We start from the raw sequence: 21,998 nt of genomic DNA on the forward strand, positions 1-21,998 counted from the left end.
TTTTGTTGTTTTACGGCACATCTCGCGTAATTCGCCTTTTTCGCTTTCGCATCACGCTGAATCTGCTAAAGTTTCAGAGAATTTTACGAATGAGAACTTCTCTTAACAAAAACAGGGATAACCAATGAATAAAGTTTCGCTTTGTACCACCAGTGCCTTAATCATGCTGGCTCTGAGCGGCTGTGCGCAGCAGAAAACGGATGCTCAGCAAAAACTGAACGATCAGTCGGTGATGGCACTGAACTGGTTCCAGCAGTCAGGTGAATATCAGGCGCTGACCTATCAGGCATTCAACACCGCGAAAATGGCGTTTGATCAGGCACAGCCGCTGGCAGGCCAGAAGAAAGCCGTGGTGGTGGATCTGGATGAAACCATGCTTGATAACAGCGCGTACAGTGCGTGGCAAGTCAAAGCGAACAAGCCATTCGACAGCAAAACCTGGTCAGAGTGGACCGCAGCACGTCAGGCGACCGCAATTCCTGGCGCAGTGGAATTTGCTAATTACGTGAACTCTCACGGCGGCACGATGTTCTACGTGTCCAACCGTAAAACCAGCGAATACGCCGCCACGCTGGACAACATGAACCGTCTGGGCTTCACCGGCGCGAATGACCAAACCATGTTGCTGAGCTCTGATACTTCAAACAAGCAGGTGCGTTTTGACTCCATCAAAGCCGCCGGTTATCACATCGTCTTATTCGTTGGTGATAACCTGAACGACTTCGGCGCTGCGACTTATCACAAAGATAACGCCCAGCGTCGCGCCTTCGTGAACCAGAATCACCAGCAGTTCGGCACACAATACATCGTTCTGCCTAACCCGCTGTACGGTGACTGGGAGAGCGGACTGGCGAAGGACTACAATAAGTTGACACCGGAGCAGAAATTATCGGTCAGGGATCAGAATTTGAAGGCGTGGAGCGGGAAATAATCGCTTTTAGAAAGCTGGCAGATTTATCCGGTTGCCGTGAACACATCACTTTCTGCGCCGAAACCGAGCTGGTTTGCTCCTCCCCCTGCGAAGGGGGAGGACGGGAGGGGGTATTGCAAGCGATACCTTTGTTGAAACATTTCAACTTTTGGATTTGACCTTAATACCCCACCCCAACCCTCCCCTTCGCAGAGGAGGGAGCTGTCCCGGGATTCTTAAGGGGGCGGCGAGCCCAGGGTCTTGACGTTAACGTTGATATTAAACAATCAACTCCATCCCCACATGCGGTATCCCATCCTCCTCATACACTCCGGTGTACACTGCAAACCCCAGCTTCCCGTAAAACCCTTCTAAATGTGCCTGCGCAGAAATCGCCACGCGAATATCTGGCCAGTTTTTCTGGCACGAAACCAGTGCCCGCTCCATCAGCTGATAGCCGAGTTTCAGACCCCGTGCCGAAGGTGCCACAATCACCCGCCCGATAGCCACGCCTTCTTCATGGCGCAAAATTCGCGCATAGGCCGCCGGTTTACCGTCGAGCCACGCGACGATATGGCGGTTTTCACCGGTCAGATCCTGACCGTCGATGTCCTGATACGCACAGGTCTGTTCCACGACAAACACTTCACTGCGCAATGCCAGAATGGCGTAAAGCTGCTGCACGGTCAGTTCGCTATGGTGATAGTCCTGCCAGTCGATAGATGAAGATTCGGTCATGAATGCCTGCCCCGCCTTTGCCTGAAAACGCAGCTTGCTGGCTGCAAAAAAAAAAGAGATACCCCGAAGGATATCTCTTTTTATCATGCCTTATGAAAGGCTTCAGGCGGTTTTCTTCATCGGCTCAGTGCGCACGGGCAAATCGCCTGCGGTGAAGTATTCCGTCGTGCTGCGCGGTAGCGGCTGGCGACCACGGATTTTATCGGCAATTTTTTCGGCGATCATGATCGTCGTGGCGTTCAGATTACCAGTGATGATTTGCGGCATGATCGAAGCATCCACCACACGCAGGGCGTCAATACCATGAACGCGCCCCTCGCCGTCGACCACCGCCATGTCATCCGTGCCCATTTTACAGGTGCACGACGGATGGAACGCGGTTTCCGCATGTTCGCGAATAAACGCATCCAGCTCTTCATCGGTCTGGACGTGTTCACCAGGGCTGATTTCGCGGCCACGGTAAGGGTCCAGCGCCGGTTGTGCCATGATTTCACGGGTGATACGGATTGCATCACGGAACTCATGCCAGTCCTGCTCGGTCGCCATATAGTTGAACAAAATACTTGGATGCTGACGCGGATCTTTCGATTTCACCTGCACCCGACCGCGGCTTGGTGAGCGCATCGAACCGACATGTGCCTGGAAACCGTGCTCTTTCACCGCATTACTGCCGTTGTAGTTAATCGCCACCGGCAGGAAGTGATACTGAATGTTCGGCCAGGCAAACTCTTCACGGCTGCGGATAAACCCGCCCGCTTCAAACTGGTTGCTTGCGCCCACGCCGGTGCCTTTGAACAGCCACTCGGCGCCAATCGCGGGCTGGTTGTGCATCTGCAGCGCAGGATAAAGCGACACCGGCTGCGTGCAGCTGTATTGCAGGTACATTTCCAGATGATCCTGCAAGTTCTCGCCCACCCCCGGCAGGTCATGCACTACCGGGATCTCCAGACGCTTAAGCAACTCTGCCGCACCGACGCCAGAGCGTTGCAGGATCTGCGGAGAGGCAATCGCCCCGCTGCACAGCAGAACTTCGCGTTTGGCATTAGCCGTTTTGGCATTGTAGTCGTCGCCTTTGAAATAGCTGACGCCCACGGCGCGCTTGCCTTCAAACAGGATCCGGTCAGTCAGTGCGTGCGTGACAATAGTCAGGTTGGCGCGCGGTTTGGCCTGATCCAGATAGCCTCGGGCGGTACTGGCGCGACGGCCTTTGGGCGTCACGGTTCTGTCCATCGGCCCAAAACCTTCCTGTTTGTAACCGTTGAGATCGTCAGTCCGGGAATATCCAGCCTGCGCGCCCGCTTCAATCATGGCTTCAAACAACGGGTTATTGCCGTTTTTCGGTGTGGCGACGCTGACCGGACCGTCGCCGCCGTGGAAGTCGTTCGGGCCGATATCGCGGGTTTCCGCTTTTCGGAAATACGGCAGACAGTCGAGATAACTCCAGTCTTCCAGACCCGGCGCTGTCGCCCAGTTGTCGAAATCCATCGCGTTACCCCGGATGTAACACATCCCGTTGATAAGTGACGATCCGCCCAGACCTTTACCGCGCCCGCACTCCATGCGGCGGTTATTCATGTGCGGTTCCGGATCGGTTTCATACGCCCAGTTATAACGACGCCCCTGCAACGGGAACGCCAGCGCCGCAGGCATCTGCGTGCGGAAATCCAGACGGTAATCCGGGCCACCGGCTTCGAGTAACAGCACGCTGACGCTGCTGTCTTCGGTCAGGCGGGTGGCGAGTACGTTGCCGGCAGAACCAGCACCGATGATGATGTAATCGTAATCCATTGAAATCTCCTCTGTTGCGGCGGATTAAAAGACTGAGCTGAATTCGCCCAGTTCGACCTGCACGGATTTGATTTGGGTGTAATGCTCAAGCGTCGTGACGCCGTTTTCGCGCCCCACGCCGGAATGTTTATAACCACCGACCGGCATTTCGGCGGCAGATTCGCCCCAGGTGTTGACCCAGCAAATCCCGGCTTCGAGCTTGTGGATCACGCGGTGCGCACGGTTGAGATCCTGCGTCACCAGACCGGCTGCCAGACCATATTCGGTATCGTTGGCGCGGCGGATCACTTCCTCTTCACTTTCGTAGGTCAGAATGCTCATTACCGGCCCGAAGATTTCTTCGCGGACGATCAGCATGTCATCGCGACAATCGGAGAAGACCGTCGGCGCAACGTAAGCGCCTTTGGCGAATTCACCCGTGGTCACGCGTTCACCGCCGGTCAGCAGGGTCGCGCCCTCGCGCTTGCCGCTTTCGATATACCGCAGCACGGATTCCATGTGCGCGAAGCTGACCAGCGGGCCAAAGTTGACGTTTTCATCTGTCGGATCGCCCATGCGAATACGCTTCACGCGCTCCACCACTTTGGCTTCGAACGCTTTTTGCAATGCTTTCGGGATGAACACGCGGGTACCGTTGGTGCAGACCTGACCGGAGCTGTAGAAGTTGGCCATCATCGCGATATCCGCCGCTTTATCCAGATCGGCATCCTCAAAGACGATCAGCGGAGACTTGCCGCCCAGCTCCATGGTGACTTCTTTCAGGGTGGAGGCAGATGCGCTGGCCATCACTTTCTTGCCGGTTTTGACGCCGCCGGTGAAAGAGACTTTGGCGATATCCGGGTGATCGGTTAACGCCTGACCGACACTCGCCCCACCGGTGACGACGCTGAACACGCCGTCCGGCACGCCGGCTTCGGTGTAGATTTCGGCCAGTTTCAGCGCGGTCAGCGAGGTGTTTTCACTCGGCTTGAAGACCATCGCATTACCCGCGGCCAGCGCCGGGGCAGATTTCCACAGGGCAATCTGAATCGGGTAGTTCCACGCGCCGATACCGGCTACCACGCCCAGCGGTTCACGACGGGTGTAGACGAAAGAAGAATCGCGCAGCGGGATTTGCTGGCCTTCAATCGCCGGGATCAGTCCTGCGTAGTACTCCAGCACGTCAGCGCCGGTGACGATATCCACCGCCAGCGTTTCAGACAGAGCTTTGCCGGTATCAGCGGTTTCGATCGCGGCCAGTTCATCGTTGCGTTCGCGCAGAATATCCACCGCGCGGCGCAGAATACGCGAGCGGCTCATGGCGGTCATCGCAGCCCAGACTTTCTGGCCTTTGTGCGCGGCTTTCACCGCCAGACTGACATCCGCCTGCGTCGCGGCGGACAGCTGTGCAATCACTTCGCCATTGGCCGGGTTAATCGCGTCAAAGGTGTCATCACCGGTGCTGTCCTGAAAACGTCCGTTGATATAAAGTTTTTGTTTGCCGTAGCGGGACATAATTCTCTCCTCGGTCTGTGCGGTCTGAAGGTTTTCTGCGGTATTACTGCTGAACCTGAATGAGTTGTGCTTCGATGTGGCGGCGGGTGATTTTCATCGCCTCAGCGCGGTTAAACTCTTTCCCGCTGAGCGCCCCGCGCAGCCACAGGCCGTCAATCAGAGCAGCGGTACTTTGCGCCGCCAGACGGGCCTCAGCCTTAGGCAGAAAACGTTTGAATTCAGAACATAAATTTGAATAGAGCCGGCGGCTGTTGACCTGTTGCAAACGGTACAGCTGCGGGTGATGCATACTGCTCGCCCAAAAGGCCAGCCAGGTTTTCATCGCCGCGCTGTTGGTCTGACTGTCGTCAAAATTGGCTTCTGCAATCGCATGCAGCCGCGCCGTCGGTGCGGTATCCGTCAGCTGCGATAAGCGCAGCTGCACCCCTTCTCCCAAATGACTGAGCAAATAACGCATGGTCGCTTCCAGCAGCCCATTCTTGTCACGAAAGTAGTGACTGATGATGCCGTTGGAAACGCCGGCACGGCGTGCGATCTGCGAAATCGACGCATCATGCATCCCGACTTCGTTCACCGCGGCCAGTGTTGCCTCAATCAATTGCTGCCGTCTGATGGGCTGCATTCCTACTTTGGGCATGGGTCCGACTCCTGAAAATGAGCGGGCTGAAACGTACGAAAAAAACCACTTTTTTACGCTTTCGTTCAACCTTGTTAACGCTCTGACGTCACCTATTTAACTTTTTTTTGATTGAACGTTCAATTAAAAATGCATATATTTTATTACCAATACGTTAGTAATTTGTATGAATTTTGAGATGAATTAGAACCCATTTTATTGAAAATTAGAGAGTAATTAACAAATCAGGGGAAAAGATGGCGACTGCCGATACGACAGAAAAACATTCTGAGAAACCTCGCGATCAGCTGAACAAGGTGGTTTTCTTCACCTCAGCGGGTCTGATTTTAGCCTTCACATTGATGACCATTTTCTTCACCGATTTATCGGGAAAATGGATAAGTCTGACCCTTAACTGGGTGTCCGCCACGTTCGGCTGGTATTACATGCTGGCGGCGACGCTGTACATCGTGTTTGTAGTGTTCATTGCCTGCTCGCGCTTCGGCTCGATCAAACTCGGTCCTGAACAATCCAAACCCGAATTCAGCATGATGAGCTGGGCGGCAATGCTGTTTGCCGCCGGGATCGGTATCGATCTGATGTTCTTCTCGGTCGCCGAACCGGTGACGCAATACATGTTGCCGCCGGAAGGCAACGGCCAGACGCTGGAAGCGGCGCGACAGGCGATGACCTGGACGCTGTTCCACTACGGCCTGACCGGCTGGGCGATGTACGCGCTGATGGGGATTGCGCTCGGCTATTTCAGCTACCGCTACAACCTGCCGCTGACAATCCGCTCGGCGCTGTACCCGATTTTCGGCAAACGCATTAACGGCCCCATAGGTCACAGCGTGGATATTGCGGCGGTGGTCGGTACGATTTTTGGGATCGCGACCACGCTTGGGATTGGCGTCGTGCAGCTCAATTACGGACTGAAAGTGCTGTTCCACATTCCGGAAAACCTGACGGTGCAGGCGGCGCTGATCCTGCTGTCGGTCGTTATGGCGACGGTCTCGGTGACTTCCGGTGTGAATAAAGGTATCCGTATTTTGTCGGAGCTCAACGTGCTTCTGGCGCTGGGGCTGATCCTGTTCCTGCTGTTCTTCGGTAATACCGAATTCCTGCTCAATGCGCTGGTGCTGAACATCGGCGATTACATCAACCGGTTTATGGGGATGACGCTCAACACCTTTGCGTTTGACCGCCCGACCGAGTGGATGAATAGCTGGACTCTGTTCTTCTGGGCATGGTGGGTCGCATGGTCGCCGTTTGTCGGCCTGTTCCTGGCACGTATTTCCCGTGGACGTACCATCCGTCAGTTCGTGCTGGGTACGCTTATCATTCCGTTCGTGTTCACCCTGCTGTGGTTGTCTATCTTCGGAAACAGCGCGTTGTATCAGATTCTGCACGGCAATCTGGATTTCGCTAACGAAGTGATTTCCCACCCGGAACGTGGCGTGTACAGCCTGCTGGCACAGTATCCGGGCTTTACGCTGAGTGCTTCAGTGGCAACTATCACCGGCCTGCTGTTTTACGTCACCTCGGCAGATTCCGGTTCGCTGGTACTGGGTAACTTCACGTCGAAGCTGGCGGACATTAATAACGATGCGCCAAACTGGCTGCGGATCTTCTGGTCGGTCACCATCGGTGTGCTGACGCTGGGGATGCTGATGACCGACGGGGTATCGGCGCTGCAAAACACCACGGTGATTATGGGGCTGCCGTTCAGCTTTGTGATTTTCTTCATCATGGCCGGATTGTATAAATCGCTGCGGCTGGAAGATTATCGTCGCGCCAGCAATCAGCAGTCGCTCGCACCGCTGCCGGCGACCAGCGATGCGGCGCTGAACTGGAAGCAGCGCCTGACGCGGGTGATGAATTATCCGGGCACCACGCATACGCAGAAAATGATGGATACCGTGTGCCGCCCTGCGATGCAGGAAGTGGCGCAGGAACTGGAACTGCGCGGCGCGAAGGTGACCTTTACCGAGCACGAACCGGAAGAAGACGAGAAGATCAATCATCTGGAATTACAGGTGGCACTCGGCGAAGAGCAGAACTTTATCTATCAAATCTGGCCGGTGCGTTACGCCGTCCCTGCGTTTACCTATCGTGCACGGGCGGGTAAATCCAATTATTACCGTCTGGAGACGTTCCTGCTGGAAGGGACGCAGGGCAATGACCTGATGGACTTCACCAAACATCAGGTGATCAACGACATTCTCGATCAGTACGAACGTCACCTGAACTTCCTGCACATCAACCGCGAAGCGCCAGGGAACACGCTGACGTTCCCGGAGTAAGTTTGATAAGTTAGGTAAAATACAAAACCCGCGAAATGCGGGTTTTTGTATTTTTATACAGACTATCTCAAAAACGTCAGCACCTTCTCCAGCAAGAGTTCCGGTTGCTCTTCGGCAATATAATGGCCACAGGGTAATGCTTCGCCCTGCACGTTTTTCGCCACTTTTCGCCACTCCTCCAGCGGCTTAAAACACTGGCCGACGGTGCCCTTTTCGCCCCACAGCACCAGCAGCGGGCAACTGATTTTGCGGCCCGCATTCAGGTCTTCCTCGTCGTGTTGCAGGTCGATACTTGCCGAGGAGCGGTAGTCCTCGCAAATTCCACGCGCCGTTCCATCAAGTTGCAGACAACGCAGATAATCTGCGTAAGCTTCGTCAGTGAAAGGCTGCATTCCGGCACTGCGACTGCCCATCACGCTGCGCAAGTATTGCGCCGGATCGGCGGTGATCAGCGTCTCCGGGAAAGGTGCCGGACGGATGAGGAAGAACCAGTGCCAGTAGGCGCGGGCGAAGGCTTCATTGGTTTGCCGGTACATGGAAAGCGTCGGGGCAATATCCATCAGCACCAGTTGTTTCACCGCCTGCGGATGATCCAGCGCCAGACGGTGCGCCACGCGGGCACCGCGGTCATGGGCGATAACGCTGAACTGACTGAAACCCAGCGCCGCCATGAGTTCCAGCTGGTCTTGCGCCATTTCGCGTTTGCTGTAGCGAAGATGGTCTGCGTCTGGCTCAGGCTTGCCGCTGTCGCCATAGCCGCGCAAATCGGCAAGCACCACGGTGAATTGTGACGTGAGGTAAGGCGCGACCTTATGCCAGATCGCCTGAGTTTGCGGGTGTCCGTGCAGCAATAAAAGAGGCTCGCCCTGCCCGGCGATACGGTAGGCAATTTCGGTGCCGCTGACCGTCATCCGGCCTTGGGTAAAATGTTCAAACATGGGTTTTCTCCTTTTTCATCCATCTTAGTGGATGACGGTCCGGCAACAAGGCTACAAATGAAGATCGCCGGTTCACGATCCGTGTTTTGAGTCACCACACTCAGCCCATTGCCTGATAACCACTAAGTTTGCGACGCTGGCATTATCCATTCGGTTCATCAGGGCAATGAAATGAAGCCAAAAACGCTGTATGAAAAACACATCGACAGCCATACCGTCCGCACGCTGGATGACAAAGGCCACGTGCTGCTGTACATCGACCGGCAGGTCATTAACGAATACACCAGCCCGCAGGCATTCAGCGGACTGCGCGATGCAGGTCGTCGCGTGTGGCGGCCAGAAACGTCGCTGGCGGTGGTCGATCACGTTAACCCTACGGCGCCGCTGCGCACGCGTCAGATGCCGGATGCCGGTGGCGCTCGTCAGGTTTCCTATCTGGCCGAAAACTGCGCAGAGTTTGGCATTGAGCTGTTCGATATTTTGGATAAACGCCAGGGGATCGAACACGTCGTCGCGCCTGAGCAGGGTTTTATTCTGCCCGGCATGGTGATTGCCGCGGGTGACAGCCACACCACCACTTACGGCGCGTTAGGCGCGTTCGGATTTGGTATTGGCACATCCGAAATTGAACATCTGCTGGCGACGCAGACGCTGGTGTATAAACGTCTGAAAACAATGCGGGTGACCGTGAATGGCGAACTTAATCAGGGCATTACCGCCAAAGACGTGGTGATGGCTATGGTGGCGAAAATCGGTGCGGCGGGCGCGACAGGTTACGCCATCGAATTCTGCGGTCCGGGCATCGATATGCTCAGCGTTGAAGGCCGCATGACTATCTGCAACATGGCGGTTGAAGCCGGGGCGCGCGGTGCCTTTATGGCTCCTGATGACAAAGTGTTTGCTTACCTGAAAGACAAACCCCGCGCGCCAAAAGGCCAGCAGTGGCAAAAAGCGGCAGACGCATGGCGTCATTTACACAGCGACGCAGATGCGGTGTTTGACTGCGAGGTCAGCCTCGACGCACAGGACATCGCGCCTATGGTCAGCTGGGGTACCAGCCCGGATCAGGCGCTGGCGATAAGCGGTCAGGTTCCCGACCCGTTAACCGAGCCCGACGCCTCGCGCCGCAAAGATTTGCAACGCGCGCTCAACTATATGGGGCTGCGCGCTGGTCAGGCGCTTGACAGCATCGAAATCAGCCATGCATTTATCGGCTCCTGCACAAATGCGCGCATCGAAGATTTACGCGCCGCCGCTGTTGTGGTGCGCGGTAAAAAAGTCGCCCCTACCGTACGGGCGATGATCGTTCCGGGCTCAAGTCAGGTACGCGCACAGGCGGAAGAGGAAGGTCTGGCAGAGGTCTTCATTGAGGCCGGTTTTGAGTGGCGGCAGTCGGGCTGCTCGATGTGTCTGGCAATGAATGATGACGTACTCGCGCCCGGCGATCGCTGCGCATCCAGCACCAACCGTAATTTTGAAGGACGTCAGGGCGCGGGAGCACGCACCCATCTGATGAGCCCGGCAATGGTGGCGGCGGCCGCCATTTGTGGTCACCTGACCGATATACGTGACGTAAAAGGAGAGCACCATGCAAGCGTTTAATATACTGACCGGTGTGGCTGCGCCCTTCCCTGCGGCCAACGTTGATACCGATGTGATCATGCCGAAACAGTTTCTGAAAGGCATCGACCGCAACGGGCTGGATCGCGGCGTATTTTTCGATCTGCGCTTTCTGGCCGATGGCTCGCCGGATCCGGCGTTTATCCTCAATCAGCCTGACTGGCAGCAGGCAAAATTCTTGCTGGTCGGGCCGAACTTTGGCTGCGGCTCCAGCCGCGAACACGCCGTCTGGGGGCTGAAACAGCTGGGCATTCGGGCGCTGATTGGCACCACCTTTGCCGGAATTTTCTTTGATAACTGCCAGCGCAACGGCGTGCTGACGGTGCAACTGAGCCCGGATCAATGGGCGCAGATTGCAAAAGAGGTGGCTCAGGCGGACAAAAACGACATTACCGTGGATTTACCGGCGCAGACCATCAGCCTGCATGATGGTAAAGAAATCGCGTTTAGCATTGATGAGCTGAGCAAAACATCGCTGCTTAACGGTCTGGATTCGGTGGGGAACACGCTGCGTTACAGCGAGGAAATTCGTGAGTTTCAGCGGTCACACCTGCAACGTAATCCGTGGCTGGCGTGAGGTAACATAGGTTTTAGCCGAGTAAACGGCTGAAACGCTGATGCAGAAATTCGACGCAGACCCGCAGTTTTGCCGATTCCGCCAGCCGTGTGGGATATACCGCCCAGACGCTGGCGGGCTGGGAAAACTGCGGCAATATCTGCACCAGTTCGCCCTTTTCGATGTAAGGCCGGACATCCCACTCCGAGCGCAAAATGATGCCCTGATGCTCCAGCGCCCACTGCAACACCACTTCGCCGCTGTTGGAGGAAAGCGCCCCTTTCACTCTGACGCGCTGCGCTTCATGGCCTTCGGTCAGCAGCCAGATGCCAAAGGGATTATCCCGCTCTTTGAGCACCAGACACTGATGCTGCGCCAGCGCGTTGAGCGATTCAGGCTCGCCATGCGCCGCCAGATAGGCCGGTGATGCACACAAGACCCGTTGATGTTGCGCCAGTTTTTTACCGATGTGCTGTTCGGGAATGTCATCGCCCACCAGAATTTCCAGATCGATGCCTTCAGCGACCAGATCCACCACCCGGTCAAATAAATCCAGACGCAGGTTAAGTTGCGGATAACGCCGCGCCAGCTCCGCGATAGCCGGTGCAACATGGCAGCGGCCAAACCCGAAAGAGCTGCAAATGTGCACGTTGCCGCGCGGTTCGCTACGGGAGTCGGACAGATCGCCGATAAACTGGTCGAACGTATCGAGAATTTGCAGCGCCCAGTGACGGGCGCGTTCGCCGTCTTCCGTCAGACGGACACCACGGGTGGAACGGTGCAGCAGCCGGGCGTTCAGCGTTTCTTCCAGGATCTGAATCCGCTTGCTGACATAGGCCGGAGATTGCCCCAGCTCAGTCGCCGCTGCGGCAAAACTTTGCTTGTTCACTACCGCCAGAAAGACCCGTAAGTCCTCCGCCAGCGGTAAACGATCCCGTTCACTGTTCATGGTCAGAATCCGAAGGCACTTTCGTTAAATCTTTCCGCCCGGTGAACATCGGTGCTTTTCACGCCCGCAGTATCCATTTTTTCCTGCGCTTCCTCGATGTCCTCTTCATCAATTTCCAGCGACTCCTGATCGTTGCCTTCCTGAGGCGTCAGCGCCAGTTCGACCATAATCGGGAAGTGATCCGAGCCCATAAATTCCAGACGGTGCAGGTCAATGAGAGTGAAATGTTTACTGTGGAAAACGTGATCCAGCGGCCAGCGCAAGAATGGATAGCTGGCGTGGAATGTGTTGTACATGCCACGGCCACGACGCGGATCCAGCAGGCCGCTGACTTTCATAAACAGACGTGTGGTGCGCGACCATGCGACGTCATTGAGGTCGCCGGTCACAATCGTCGGATAAGTGGCTTTCGCTGCGGTATGCCCGACGGCAATCAGTTCGCCATCGCGGTCAGTGGATTCATCCGCTTCCGTCGGGCTGGGTGGCATCGGGTGCAGACAGTGCATCACCACCTGTTCACCGGACGCCAGTTCAGCACGAAAATGCATCGAAGGAATATCATCCGCTACCAGAAACTGGATCTGCGCATCGTGCAGCGGCAGGCGCGAGTAAACGTGCATTCCGTAAAGATTATCCAGCGGGCAGCGCAGGCTGTGTGGGTAATCCGGCTCCAGCGGCGACATCTGGTCTTCCCACCACTGATCGGTTTCCAGCAGCACGACAATATCAGGCTTATTTTTCTGGATCAGGCTGAGTAATTTATCGGCCTTGCGGTTGGTGGTCAGCACGTTGCTGTTGATGATTTTGATACGGGAATGTCCGTTCGGCGGTGTCTTTTTGACCTGAAACGGATACAAGCGCGTGTACGGCAAAATCCACCAGCTCTGATAGAGCATGCAGGCTACCGTCAGCACGACGGTGATGGTCGCAATCGGGCCACCAAAGGGCAGAATAAAGAGCTCAGTCAGCAGAAAAAGTAAACATAAGGACGCCATTTGCAGACGGGGGAAATCCCACACCCGCACCCACCAGCGTTGATTTTTGGAAAGAGGCAGCAGCGTCAAAAAGGTCATAATGACCGTCAGTGCGCAGACTGTAATGCGAAGTGCTTCCATGGGTAATCGGCCCTGATAAAAGAATCATCAATTTTAGTTGTTGGCAGATTGTGACTTAAAAGATAGGGAACAACCAGAAGGATATCGCCACCTTTTCCTGAGATTAGAAAGAGGTGGCGAGGTGACGCGGTTTTATTTCGCCGGTGCAGCCGGATCGGATACATGGCACCAGTTATGCTGCTGGACAATCCCGCCGTCCGGCGAGGTATAGCCTATGCAGCCAAGGATGGTGTCGTACAGTTTTTCATGGAAAGCGGGTTTCTTCTCAGCGGCCATTTTTTGCAGCTGTTCGAAGCTCGCCTTGTTCTGATCGTTAGCGAGGAATTTATCCGACGCCCAGACCATGATCGGCACAGTGCGCTGCTCAATCGGTGCGTGATCGCGCGGTGTACCGTGGAAATGCATGCTTTTAGAAATGGATTCGCCGTGATCGGACGCATAAAACACGATGGCATTCTTGTTGCGCAGCTGATCAAAGACCTTTGACAGGAAATAGTCGGTGTACAGCAACGAGTTATCGTAAGCGTTGATCATTTCCGCAGTGGAACAGGAATCATCAATCCCCATACATTCCGGCTGATACTTGGCGAATGAACGCGGATACCGGTCGGAGTAAAGATAGTGTGAGCCTTTGGTGTGCAGGATGATCAGATGTTTACCATTTGGATGGTTGGCCATCGAATCTTTCATCTCATCCACCAGCAGCATGTCATCCACCGGTTTACCGGCGTTACGCTTCTCGGACGCTATGTTTTCACGCAGGGAATAATCATCAGCGCGGGTTTTGTTATAGAACCAGGCTTCGCTCTGCATCGAATAGAGCTCCGAGCTCCAGCCTTTGCTTTTGAGCACTGAGAACACATTGGCTTCTTTCAGCGTACGCTGTGGCGCTTCGGATGCCCCGCCTTCACGCACAAACATGCAGCGTAGTGAAAGCTTGGTGGCGGTATCGCAGGAATAACCCTCAAGCGCGGCGAGGTTTTTCTCTTTATCGAGGTGCGGCGTGTTATCGCGCTCGTAGCCGTACAGACCCATATGGTCGCGACGCGCACTTTCGCCAATCACAAAGACCACGTACATATCTTTGGCATCCGCCGGTTCGGTATAGGTGAAATGTTTGGCCGGATCGAACAGGTTTTTGGTGTCTTCGGCCTGACTGTAGCTGCTGTAAACGTACAGCCCGAGCGCCGAGAGCCAGTTAGACGGAGAGTAAGTCCCGGCCACCACGCCGCCGTAGCTGGCCATCATGCGATTATTTACCACGTCATGACGGTCCTGCACTTTACCCATCATCTGCAACGGCAAATAGCACAACAGTCCGGAGACGATCAGCAGAACAACTTTCACCGCCAGCGTTTTCGGGGTGGTTTGTTTGAGAGCCGCACCGGGCATTTTACTCAGCCATAGCAACAGGACGGGGATCAGGCTGACCAGGACAGTCCAGGCGATAAAATGGGTACCGATGGATTCTTTCGATAAATCGATGGAGTCGGAGGCCAGCGCGGCCGCCAAAATACCGTAACCGATATCGACGTTGAACAGGATCATGTAGTAGCTGGCCGCGGCGGAGGAAATCACCACCACGCTCATCAGCACGCGGAACACCGTTTTCCCGGTAAATGACAGCAGCACACAGAGGAAATACACCAGCGCGAAGGCCGCCAGCATTTCAACGGCAATCGACAACGCGTTGTCATAGTGCAACTGAGAGTAACGTCGGAAGAAAATCGGAAGGTTAAGCAGGATCCCAAGATAAAGCGCAATGAACAGAAAAATGCTCTGTTGCGAAAGTAATCGTAATTTTTGCATTGGTAATAAATGGCTCTTTGGTGAGTCTGTTTACGTCGTATTGACCGCTCGTGCCGGAGGATTGAACTTACTCCTTAGGACTATTCAGACTCCGGGCCGCGTATTTTCGTTCAAAGTGATTGGTATCTTCCAATGTGATAATGTAACAGAATTAACGAAACCTTTATCTTTCAGTTATATAAACCAGATAATTTTCTTACGCGTCATGCCCCTTTTTTAGGTTTATTGAGAAACTATTGAGAAAACTTGTGATCCTCACGTGGGAAAGTCAGCGTAAATCGTGTTTCGCCCTCCGCCGAACTCACCACCCGAACGCTGCCCTGATGCAGCGCCATAATGGCCTGAACGATGGACAATCCCAGGCCGCTGGAGCTGCCACCTTCGCTGCGTGAAGCATCGGCGCGATAGAAGCGATCGAACAGTTTGCCGAGCTTTTCCGGCGGGATCGGGTCGCCCTGGCTAATCACATGGATATCCATTCCACTGGCGTGCGCTTCGGCACGAACGACGATGGGTGTGCCTTCATGCGCATATCGCACGGCGTTGGCGACCAGATTGCTCAGCGCGCGCTGGAACAAAATGGCATCGGCGTACAAAATCCCCTCCCCCGCGCTGTGCAGCGTCATTTCCCGCTCTTCCGCCAGACCTTCAAAGTATTCCTGAATCCGCGTCATTTCCGCCGAAACATCAATACTGGTGATGGTCAGAACCGAACGCGCATCGGTCGCCCGCGCCAGGAACAGAATGTTTTCGACCATGCGTGAAATACGCTCCAGTTCCTCCATATTATTGGCCAGCAGCGTTTCGTATTCCTCGGTGCTGCGAGGCTGATAAAGCGCCACCTGACAATGCCCCATCAGCGCCCCCACCGGCGTGCGGATCTCGTGCGCCAAATCGGCGGAGAACTGCGTCAGGCGCTGATATCCTTCCGCCAGTCGTTCGAGCATGTCGTTAAATGAATAGATTAACTGCTGCAATTCCTGCGGCGCATTATCACTGCTAAGACGCGTGGACAGGCTGGCGGGATGGATTTTCGTCGCCTCCAGCGCCATGTGCCGCAGTGGCCGCAATCCACGGCGGATCACCACATAACCGAGCGCGGCAATCAGCAGATAGGCGAACAGCACCGCGCCGGTGATTTCCCAGCGGAACGTCTGCAACATCCGCGCTTCGCCGGTCATGAAGTGCGCGGCGGTAATCTCCACCGTGCGGCCATCCTGAATTTTTACGGCGGCGCGGGCGAAGCGAACCGGCGTGTCGTCGGGGGCGGAAAGCGTGTGAACGGTGCTCAGCGTTAACGGCTGACCGTCGGGTACCGGCGCGACCGGAGGCAGCGCAAGGCGCGACGGATTGACGTTGATAATCGGCGGTTCATCGCTCAGACGGAAAGTCAGGATATCCCGCTCGTTGCCGAGCATGTTTTCGAACAGACCCGGATTATGGCTGAGCTGAGAAAGCGGAAACTCACTGGCCAGCAGATGACGAAAATACTGAACGCGCCCGCTCACCTGATAATCGGCGCGGCGGACCAGTTCTTTTTCCAGCGAGTAATAGAGATAAACGCCCACGGCGCTCACCACCAGTGAGGCCAGCAGCGCAAATAGCAGCGTGGCGCGCAGCGTCAGAGACATCGCGCGTTGCGGTTTTTTCTGCTCAGTCATGACGCACTTCGCATACGTAGCCGATCCCACGCACGGTATGAATCAGTTTGACGTCAAAAGCGCGGTCGATTTTGGCGCGCAGGCGTTTGATTGCCACATCCACCACGTTGGTATCGCTGTCAAAATTCATGTCCCACACCTGCGAGGCAATCATGGTGCGCGAAAGCACTTCGCCCTCCCGGCGCATCAGTAAATGCAAAAGCATAAATTCCTTATTGGTCAGCGCAATGGTCTGATCCTGACGGGTTACGCGGCGGCGCAGCAGATCGAGATTGAGATCGGCGACGCTATAGATATCCGGCTCACGGGCGGCGGGACGGCGCAGCAGCGTGCGAATGCGCAGCACCAGTTCGGTGAAGGAAAAAGGTTTGATGAGGTAATCGTCCGCGCCCAGCTCCAGGCCGTGAATGCGATCCTGTACTTCGTCGCGTGCGGTCAGGAACAGCACCGGCACGTCGCTTTTCTTGCGCAGCACTTCCATCACCTGCCAGCCGTCGAGCCCCGGCAGCATGACGTCGAGGATCACCGCGTCATACCCGTCTTCGAGCGCCAGAAACAGACCGTCGGCACCGTTACGCGCCAGATCTACGCTGTAACCCGCTTCGGTCAGCCCTTTTTTCAGATAATCGCCCGTGCTGACATCATCTTCTATCACCAGTATCCGCATTCAGGCCCTCAGCGCCGCACGACCATTCACCCAAAGAATGATTCCAGAGAAGTTTATCAGTTTCGTCAGACACCTTTGATGACAATTTTGTCATCAACTTGTCATCTGCCAATCCCGGTTTATCGTCCACTCTTAATGAAGTCATTCATCACTGGCACCCTCAGTGATTCCTCTACCCGAATGAAAATACGTAAGAAACTGGAGAGATAAACATGAATACACCAACACGCCTTGCAGGTCTTTTACTCGGTTCACTGCTGATGTGCAGTGGGATGACATCCGCTTTTGCGGCTGACAACGTCATCAAGCCAACGCGCGGAACCATTGAATCCGTAAATGATTCTTCGATGCAAGTCACTACCCGCCAGGGCGAGAAGCTGGACGTTAAGCTGACTGATCAGACCAAAATCAACGCCGTGACCAAAGGCCAGATCAGCGATATCAAGGCCGACAGCTTCATCGGTACTGCGGCGGTGCCACAGGCCAACGGCACGCTGAAAGCACTGGAAGTTCATGTATTTGCGCCAAGCCTGCGCGGCAGCGGTGAAGGTTTCAACCCGTTTGAATCCGCCGATGGCAAAATCAACACCATGACCAACGGCACCGTCGGCAAACTGGTTAACGCCAATGGCCGTACGCTGACCGTGAAATATCACGACGCAGAAAAAACAGTTGTCGTTCCTGACGATGTGCCGGTGGTTCTGCTGGCGCCGGGCGATCGCAGCCTGCTGAAACCGGGCACTAAAATCGTGCTGTTCGCGATGAAAGACGACAAAGGTGCACTGGTTGCCCGTGGTATCGCCGCCGGTAAAGATGGCGTCGCGCCACCGATGTAACCCTTAGCGCTTACGCCGGCGGGCCGTGTCTGTCAGCCGGAGTAAGTTGTTTTTGAAGAACTGCGCAGGGTGAAACCTCCCTCTTTCACTTTGCGCAGTTTCTCATTACGCAGGAGCTTATCCGTGAAATCTCAACCCTCCCCGCTGCGTACGTCAAATTCAAATATTCCTCTGTCGAAAAAAAAGCGCATCCATTCCTGGCCGGTTCGCATTTGCCATTGGATCAACCTGCTGGCGATGATTGGCATGGTGATGAGCGGCTGGGGAATTTATAACGCCGATCCGATTTTCCCGTTCACCTTTCCGCAAAGCACCACGCTCGGCGGCTGGCTGGGCGGCAACATTGCCTGGCATCTGGCCGTGATGTGGCTGATGGCCGCTAACGGCCTGTTTTATGTGGTGTGGGGGATTTTTACCGGCCACTTCAGGCGTGACTTTTTTCCGTTTACGCCGCGTACCGTCTGGCGGGATACCGTCCGCGCCCTGACGTTCCATCTTCCGCATAAACTCGGCCAGTACAACGCGGTGCAGAAACTGATGTACGTCGGCGTGCTGCTGCTGGGCGTATTGCTGGTGCTCTCGGGGTTATCCATCTGGAAACCGGTGCAGTTCAGCGGCCTGGTGTGGCTGTTTGGCGGTTTTGATATCGCCCGCTATGTCCATTTCTTTGCCATGAGCGGCGTGATGTTGTTCGTGGTGGTTCACGTTCTCATGGTGTTGCTGGTGCCGAAAACCTTTGTCGCCATGATTACCGGCGGTAAAAAAATCAGTACGGAGGAAAGCGCTGATGAGTGATAAATCAGACCGGCCCAAAATCATTATCGAACCCGATCAGCGCAAACAACTGGTGAATATACAGCGCCGTTTGCTGCTGCGCTCAGGTCTGACGCTGGGTGCAGTATCGATGCTGACTGGCTGTAATTTGCAGGATGGCGATCAGGTCGACAAAGTTTTGTGGGCGATGTCCCGCTGGAATGACCGCGTGCAGGGCTGGCTGTTCAGCGGCCAGAAGCTGGCACAAACCTATCGTGAAGATCAGATAACCACGCCGTTCCGCTTCAATGCGTTCTACCCGGAATACAATGTGCCGGAGATCGACATTCCCAATTACCGGCTGGAAGTTTCCGGTCTGGTGCAGAAAAAAGCCTCGTGGACACTGGAACAGTTGCAGCGCCTGCCGCAGGAGAGCCAAATCACCCGCCTGATTTGCATCGAAGGCTGGAGCGCCATCGGCCAGTGGAAGGGCGTCCCGCTGAAAACCTTCTTGCAACACGTCGGCGCAGACCTCACGGCAAAATACGTCGGGTTCAAATGCGACGACCGCTACTATTCCAGCATCGATATGGCCACGGCCTTGCATCCGCAAACCATACTGGCCCTGGATTTTGGTGGCAAACCGCTGCCACCGGATTTTGGCTATCCGCTACGTTTGCGTATGCCGACCAAACTCGGCTTCAAAAACGCCAAACATATCGGCGCAATTTTCGTCACCAATGAGAACCCTGGCGGTTACTGGGAAGATCAGGGGTATAACTGGTTTAGCGGGATTTGATAGCTACCGCGGTAAGTGCATCATTTCGCAGTGAATAACAAAGCCTGAAGCTTTGCCGCATAAATCCCTTTCCGATTTTATTCCCCCCTATCCACCGATATGCTCAGAACGGCCCCTTCCCCTGCGAAGGGGGAGGAGCGAAACAATACTCGGTCTGCTCCCTCCCCTGCGAAGGGGAGGGTTGGGGTGGGGTATTAAAGTAAAATCGAAACGTAAAAGTGTGCTTTAACAAGTCTATTGCGAACTTCCACTCCTCCCGGCCTCCCCATTTACAGGGGGGTAGCGCTAAACACTCGCCAAATCCCAGACATAAAAAAACCGCTCAAGTGAGCGGTTTTTCATTTTCGAATTGGCGTAACGTTAAACGTTACTCAATCTCGAAGAATTAGAAGCTGTAACCAACGCCAGCGATCCAGGTGCCAACATCAACACTGCGGATACGGGACTGTTCGTAGGAAACGTCCAGAGCAACGTTCTGGATTGGGTTGAACTGCAGACCAGCGCCGTAAGATACGCCGTAGTCGCTGTTGTCAAATTTCTGACGGTTTGCAGTAGATGCAGCATTATCGTTCTGCTGGAATTTACCGTAGCCCACACCTACAACACCGTAGATGGAAACCCAGTCAGCCAGACGGTAAGCAGGACCTGCAGTCAGACCGTAGTATTGTGCTTTACGGTAGTCACCAGAAGACGGAGTGCTGTCGTCTTCGATGTAGGTGAATGAACCGATAACACCCAGTGGGTTGTTATCTTGTTCCCAACGGTATTTCAAGTTGAAGCCGTTTGCTTTGTTAGCAACGCCTTGCATATCACCCTGAGCGTAACCAGCGGTTACGGTGCTGGTGTCAGCGAATGCGCTTGTTGAAACGCCCAGTGCTACTACGCAAGCTAATGCGGAAAGACATGCAATTTTTTTCATAAACCACCTCAAAATGGGAAACCAAAGTAACCTTCACGTTTGAAAATATAACAAAAACCAGCGTGAAACTCTGCCTGAATATAGATGTCCAAAGCACTCTATCGTGTAACATAAAGTTTCCAACAGGGTATATCTTATTAATTTTATTGTGATTTTCGTCACCAAAACTATAAGAAAAACTTATTGAACTTTTTGAGATTAGCAGATAATTCCTAAAGTTTTGGGCAAAAAATCGACATCTTTTTGCAACATTTCCAAAAATTTAGGATTTTTTTCGGAAAATCTCACTCCGAAAAAAACTTTTTTCACTGATTTTTTCTTCCCTCATTTCCCTCTACACTGACTGCGCTTTACCTTTCTTTTCAAAACTATAAATCTGAACATTCTGGATGAATCGGATCACCTCAAAAGGCGCAATGGATGACACAGTCAGAAAAAAAATCGCAGACTACTCTGCCCGCTGATGAACACAACAACAGCCCGCCGTTACCGGCTTTACCTAAAAAAGCCTCTCCTCTGGTTGCGATTCTGTTGCTCCTCATCGCCATGCTCTCACTACAGGGCGGTGCTTCCCTTGCGAAAACCTTGTTTCCGGTCGTCGGGCCTCAGGGCGTTACGGCGCTGCGTCTGGGCCTTGGCTCCATTTTGTTGCTGCTTTATTTCCGTCCGTGGCGCTTTAAAATGCGCGGCGGCAATTTTCGCGCCCTGCTGATGTACGGGCTGGCGCTCGGTTGTATGAACTATAGCTTCTATCTGGCACTGCGCACCGTGCCGCTGGGCATTGCCGTTGCGCTGGAGTTTACCGGGCCGCTGGCGGTCGCGATGTTCTCATCCCGCCGTCCTGTGGATTTCGTCTGGGTGGCGCTGGCCGTGGCTGGTTTACTGTTCCTGCTGCCGCTTGGCCAAAGCGCAGGCGGTGTGGATCTGAAAGGTGCCTGCTTTGCGCTGATCGCCGGTGCCTGCTGGGCCGTCTATATTCTTGCCGGACAGCGTGCAGGCAGCAGCTACGGACCTGGCACGGCGGCGATGGGCTCGGTTATCGCTGCGATTATCTTCTTCCCGATTGGCGTCGCGCAGGCGCATACCTCTATCTTTACCTGGGAAATCCTGCCGCTGGGATTGCTGATCGCCCTGCTCACTTCCGCCATTCCTTATTCACTGGAAATGATGGCGCTGACCAAACTGCCCGCCAAAACCTTCGGTACGCTGATGAGCATGGAACCGGCAATGGCCGCGCTCTCAGGGATTATCTTTTTAGGGGAGTTTCTGACGGCTTCTCAGTGGCTCGGTCTGGCGGCAATTATTGCGGCGTCGGCAGGTTCCACGCTGACCATCCAGCGTAAAACCAAAATCGAAACGGTGGACGTGCCGGGAAATACTCCCTCGGGTAAATAACATTCATCACCCTGCACGAAAAAAAAACCACGTCTCATCGCGTGGTTTTTTTCTTTTTAATCAATACACTAAAAATTACTTTCGGTTATTTCACTTATTTTCATCATTTCCTGCATCCAAAAGCAGGGGCTC

At 54.5% G+C, this 21,998-nt stretch carries 19 protein-coding genes; 8 read left to right on the plus strand and 11 right to left on the minus strand.

Annotation, left to right across the window (positions count from 1 at the left end):
* Positions 1–124: 124 nt before the first annotated feature.
* On the plus strand, positions 125–931 hold the full coding sequence (locus tag I2123_RS16940; RefSeq protein WP_112166505.1) for a 5'-nucleotidase, lipoprotein e(P4) family: 807 nt from the start codon (positions 125–127) through the stop codon (positions 929–931).
* A gap of 258 nt (positions 932–1,189) precedes the next feature.
* Here I2123_RS16940 and I2123_RS16945 read toward each other — a convergent pair whose 3' ends face one another.
* From I2123_RS16945 to betI, 4 genes are all read right to left on the minus strand, one after another.
* Positions 1,190–1,648 carry a GNAT family N-acetyltransferase gene (locus I2123_RS16945; protein ID WP_213051078.1) on the minus strand — a complete coding sequence of 153 codons (459 nt, stop codon included), beginning with the start codon at positions 1,646–1,648 and terminating at the stop codon, positions 1,190–1,192.
* A gap of 102 nt (positions 1,649–1,750) precedes the next feature.
* Positions 1,751–3,436, minus strand: a complete 1,686-nt coding sequence (betA, locus tag I2123_RS16950) for a choline dehydrogenase (protein WP_112166509.1) — start codon at positions 3,434–3,436, stop codon at positions 1,751–1,753.
* Positions 3,437–3,460: 24 nt separating this feature from the next.
* On the minus strand, positions 3,461–4,930 hold the full coding sequence (betB, locus tag I2123_RS16955) for a betaine-aldehyde dehydrogenase (RefSeq protein ID WP_112166511.1): 1,470 nt from the start codon (positions 4,928–4,930) through the stop codon (positions 3,461–3,463).
* A 43-nt stretch (positions 4,931–4,973) separates the two neighbouring features.
* Positions 4,974–5,567, minus strand: a complete 594-nt coding sequence (gene betI / locus I2123_RS16960) for a transcriptional regulator BetI (RefSeq protein ID WP_213051079.1) — start codon at positions 5,565–5,567, stop codon at positions 4,974–4,976.
* Between the two features lie 236 nt (positions 5,568–5,803).
* Between betI and I2123_RS16965 the strand changes: the two genes are divergently transcribed.
* Positions 5,804–7,849, plus strand: coding sequence for a choline transporter (locus I2123_RS16965; protein WP_112166515.1), 2,046 nt, complete (start codon positions 5,804–5,806; stop codon positions 7,847–7,849).
* Positions 7,850–7,911: 62 nt separating this feature from the next.
* Here I2123_RS16965 and I2123_RS16970 read toward each other — a convergent pair whose 3' ends face one another.
* A complete protein-coding gene (locus tag I2123_RS16970) occupies positions 7,912–8,787 on the minus strand; it encodes an alpha/beta fold hydrolase (protein ID WP_213051080.1) in 876 nt (291 codons plus the stop codon).
* A gap of 171 nt (positions 8,788–8,958) precedes the next feature.
* Between I2123_RS16970 and leuC the strand changes: the two genes are divergently transcribed.
* Entirely contained in the window at positions 8,959–10,389 is a 1,431-nt protein-coding gene (gene leuC / locus I2123_RS16975) for a 3-isopropylmalate dehydratase large subunit (protein ID WP_213051081.1), read from the plus strand.
* Positions 10,376–10,984 carry a 3-isopropylmalate dehydratase small subunit gene (leuD, locus tag I2123_RS16980; protein ID WP_213051082.1) on the plus strand — a complete coding sequence of 203 codons (609 nt, stop codon included), beginning with the start codon at positions 10,376–10,378 and terminating at the stop codon, positions 10,982–10,984. Before leuC ends, leuD begins: the two co-directional genes overlap by 14 nt.
* 13 nt (positions 10,985–10,997) lie before the next feature.
* On the opposite strand, the gene I2123_RS16985 is transcribed toward leuD, so the two are convergent.
* The 5 genes from I2123_RS16985 to I2123_RS17005 all read right to left on the minus strand — a co-directional run bounded on the left by I2123_RS16985 (position 10,998) and on the right by I2123_RS17005 (position 17,164).
* Positions 10,998–11,912: a LysR substrate-binding domain-containing protein gene (locus I2123_RS16985; RefSeq protein WP_213051083.1), complete on the minus strand. Its 915-nt coding sequence runs from the start codon at positions 11,910–11,912 to the stop codon at positions 10,998–11,000.
* Positions 11,913–11,914: 2 nt separating this feature from the next.
* Positions 11,915–13,027 carry an endonuclease/exonuclease/phosphatase family protein gene (locus tag I2123_RS16990; protein WP_112166526.1) on the minus strand — a complete coding sequence of 371 codons (1,113 nt, stop codon included), beginning with the start codon at positions 13,025–13,027 and terminating at the stop codon, positions 11,915–11,917.
* A 132-nt stretch (positions 13,028–13,159) separates the two neighbouring features.
* The gene (gene eptB / locus I2123_RS16995; RefSeq protein ID WP_213051084.1) at positions 13,160–14,836 is read right to left on the minus strand and encodes a kdo(2)-lipid A phosphoethanolamine 7''-transferase; all 1,677 of its coding nucleotides are present in this window, start codon (positions 14,834–14,836) and stop codon (positions 13,160–13,162) included.
* Positions 14,837–15,069: 233 nt separating this feature from the next.
* Positions 15,070–16,497 (minus strand): heavy metal sensor histidine kinase, encoded by a 1,428-nt coding sequence (locus tag I2123_RS17000; protein ID WP_213051085.1) that lies wholly within the window; start codon positions 16,495–16,497, stop codon positions 15,070–15,072.
* Entirely contained in the window at positions 16,490–17,164 is a 675-nt protein-coding gene (locus tag I2123_RS17005; protein ID WP_112166533.1) for a heavy metal response regulator transcription factor, read from the minus strand. The genes I2123_RS17000 and I2123_RS17005 overlap by 8 nt, the downstream gene beginning before the upstream one ends.
* A gap of 212 nt (positions 17,165–17,376) precedes the next feature.
* On the opposite strand from I2123_RS17005, the gene I2123_RS17010 reads away from it, so the two are divergent.
* The 3 genes from I2123_RS17010 to I2123_RS17020 all read left to right on the plus strand — a co-directional run bounded on the left by I2123_RS17010 (position 17,377) and on the right by I2123_RS17020 (position 19,552).
* Entirely contained in the window at positions 17,377–18,000 is a 624-nt protein-coding gene (locus I2123_RS17010) for a hypothetical protein (protein ID WP_112166534.1), read from the plus strand.
* A 165-nt stretch (positions 18,001–18,165) separates the two neighbouring features.
* Positions 18,166–18,795 carry a cytochrome b/b6 domain-containing protein gene (locus I2123_RS17015; RefSeq protein ID WP_112166669.1) on the plus strand — a complete coding sequence of 210 codons (630 nt, stop codon included), beginning with the start codon at positions 18,166–18,168 and terminating at the stop codon, positions 18,793–18,795.
* Complete coding sequence (locus I2123_RS17020; RefSeq protein WP_112166536.1) at positions 18,788–19,552, plus strand: molybdopterin-dependent oxidoreductase; 765 nt, start codon at positions 18,788–18,790, stop codon at positions 19,550–19,552. The genes I2123_RS17015 and I2123_RS17020 overlap by 8 nt, the downstream gene beginning before the upstream one ends.
* 385 nt (positions 19,553–19,937) lie before the next feature.
* Here the strand turns inward: I2123_RS17020 and ompX are convergent, their stop codons facing one another.
* The gene (gene ompX, locus I2123_RS17025; protein ID WP_056769121.1) at positions 19,938–20,471 is read right to left on the minus strand and encodes an outer membrane protein OmpX; all 534 of its coding nucleotides are present in this window, start codon (positions 20,469–20,471) and stop codon (positions 19,938–19,940) included.
* A 420-nt stretch (positions 20,472–20,891) separates the two neighbouring features.
* Here ompX and rhtA point away from each other — a divergent pair, with 420 nt between their 5' ends.
* Positions 20,892–21,866: a threonine/homoserine exporter RhtA gene (gene rhtA / locus I2123_RS17030; RefSeq protein WP_112166538.1), complete on the plus strand. Its 975-nt coding sequence runs from the start codon at positions 20,892–20,894 to the stop codon at positions 21,864–21,866.
* The last annotated feature ends 132 nt before the right edge of the window (positions 21,867–21,998 follow it).

This window comes from Rahnella inusitata, assembly GCF_018288855.1.
GTDB lineage: Bacteria > Pseudomonadota > Gammaproteobacteria > Enterobacterales > Enterobacteriaceae > Rahnella > Rahnella inusitata.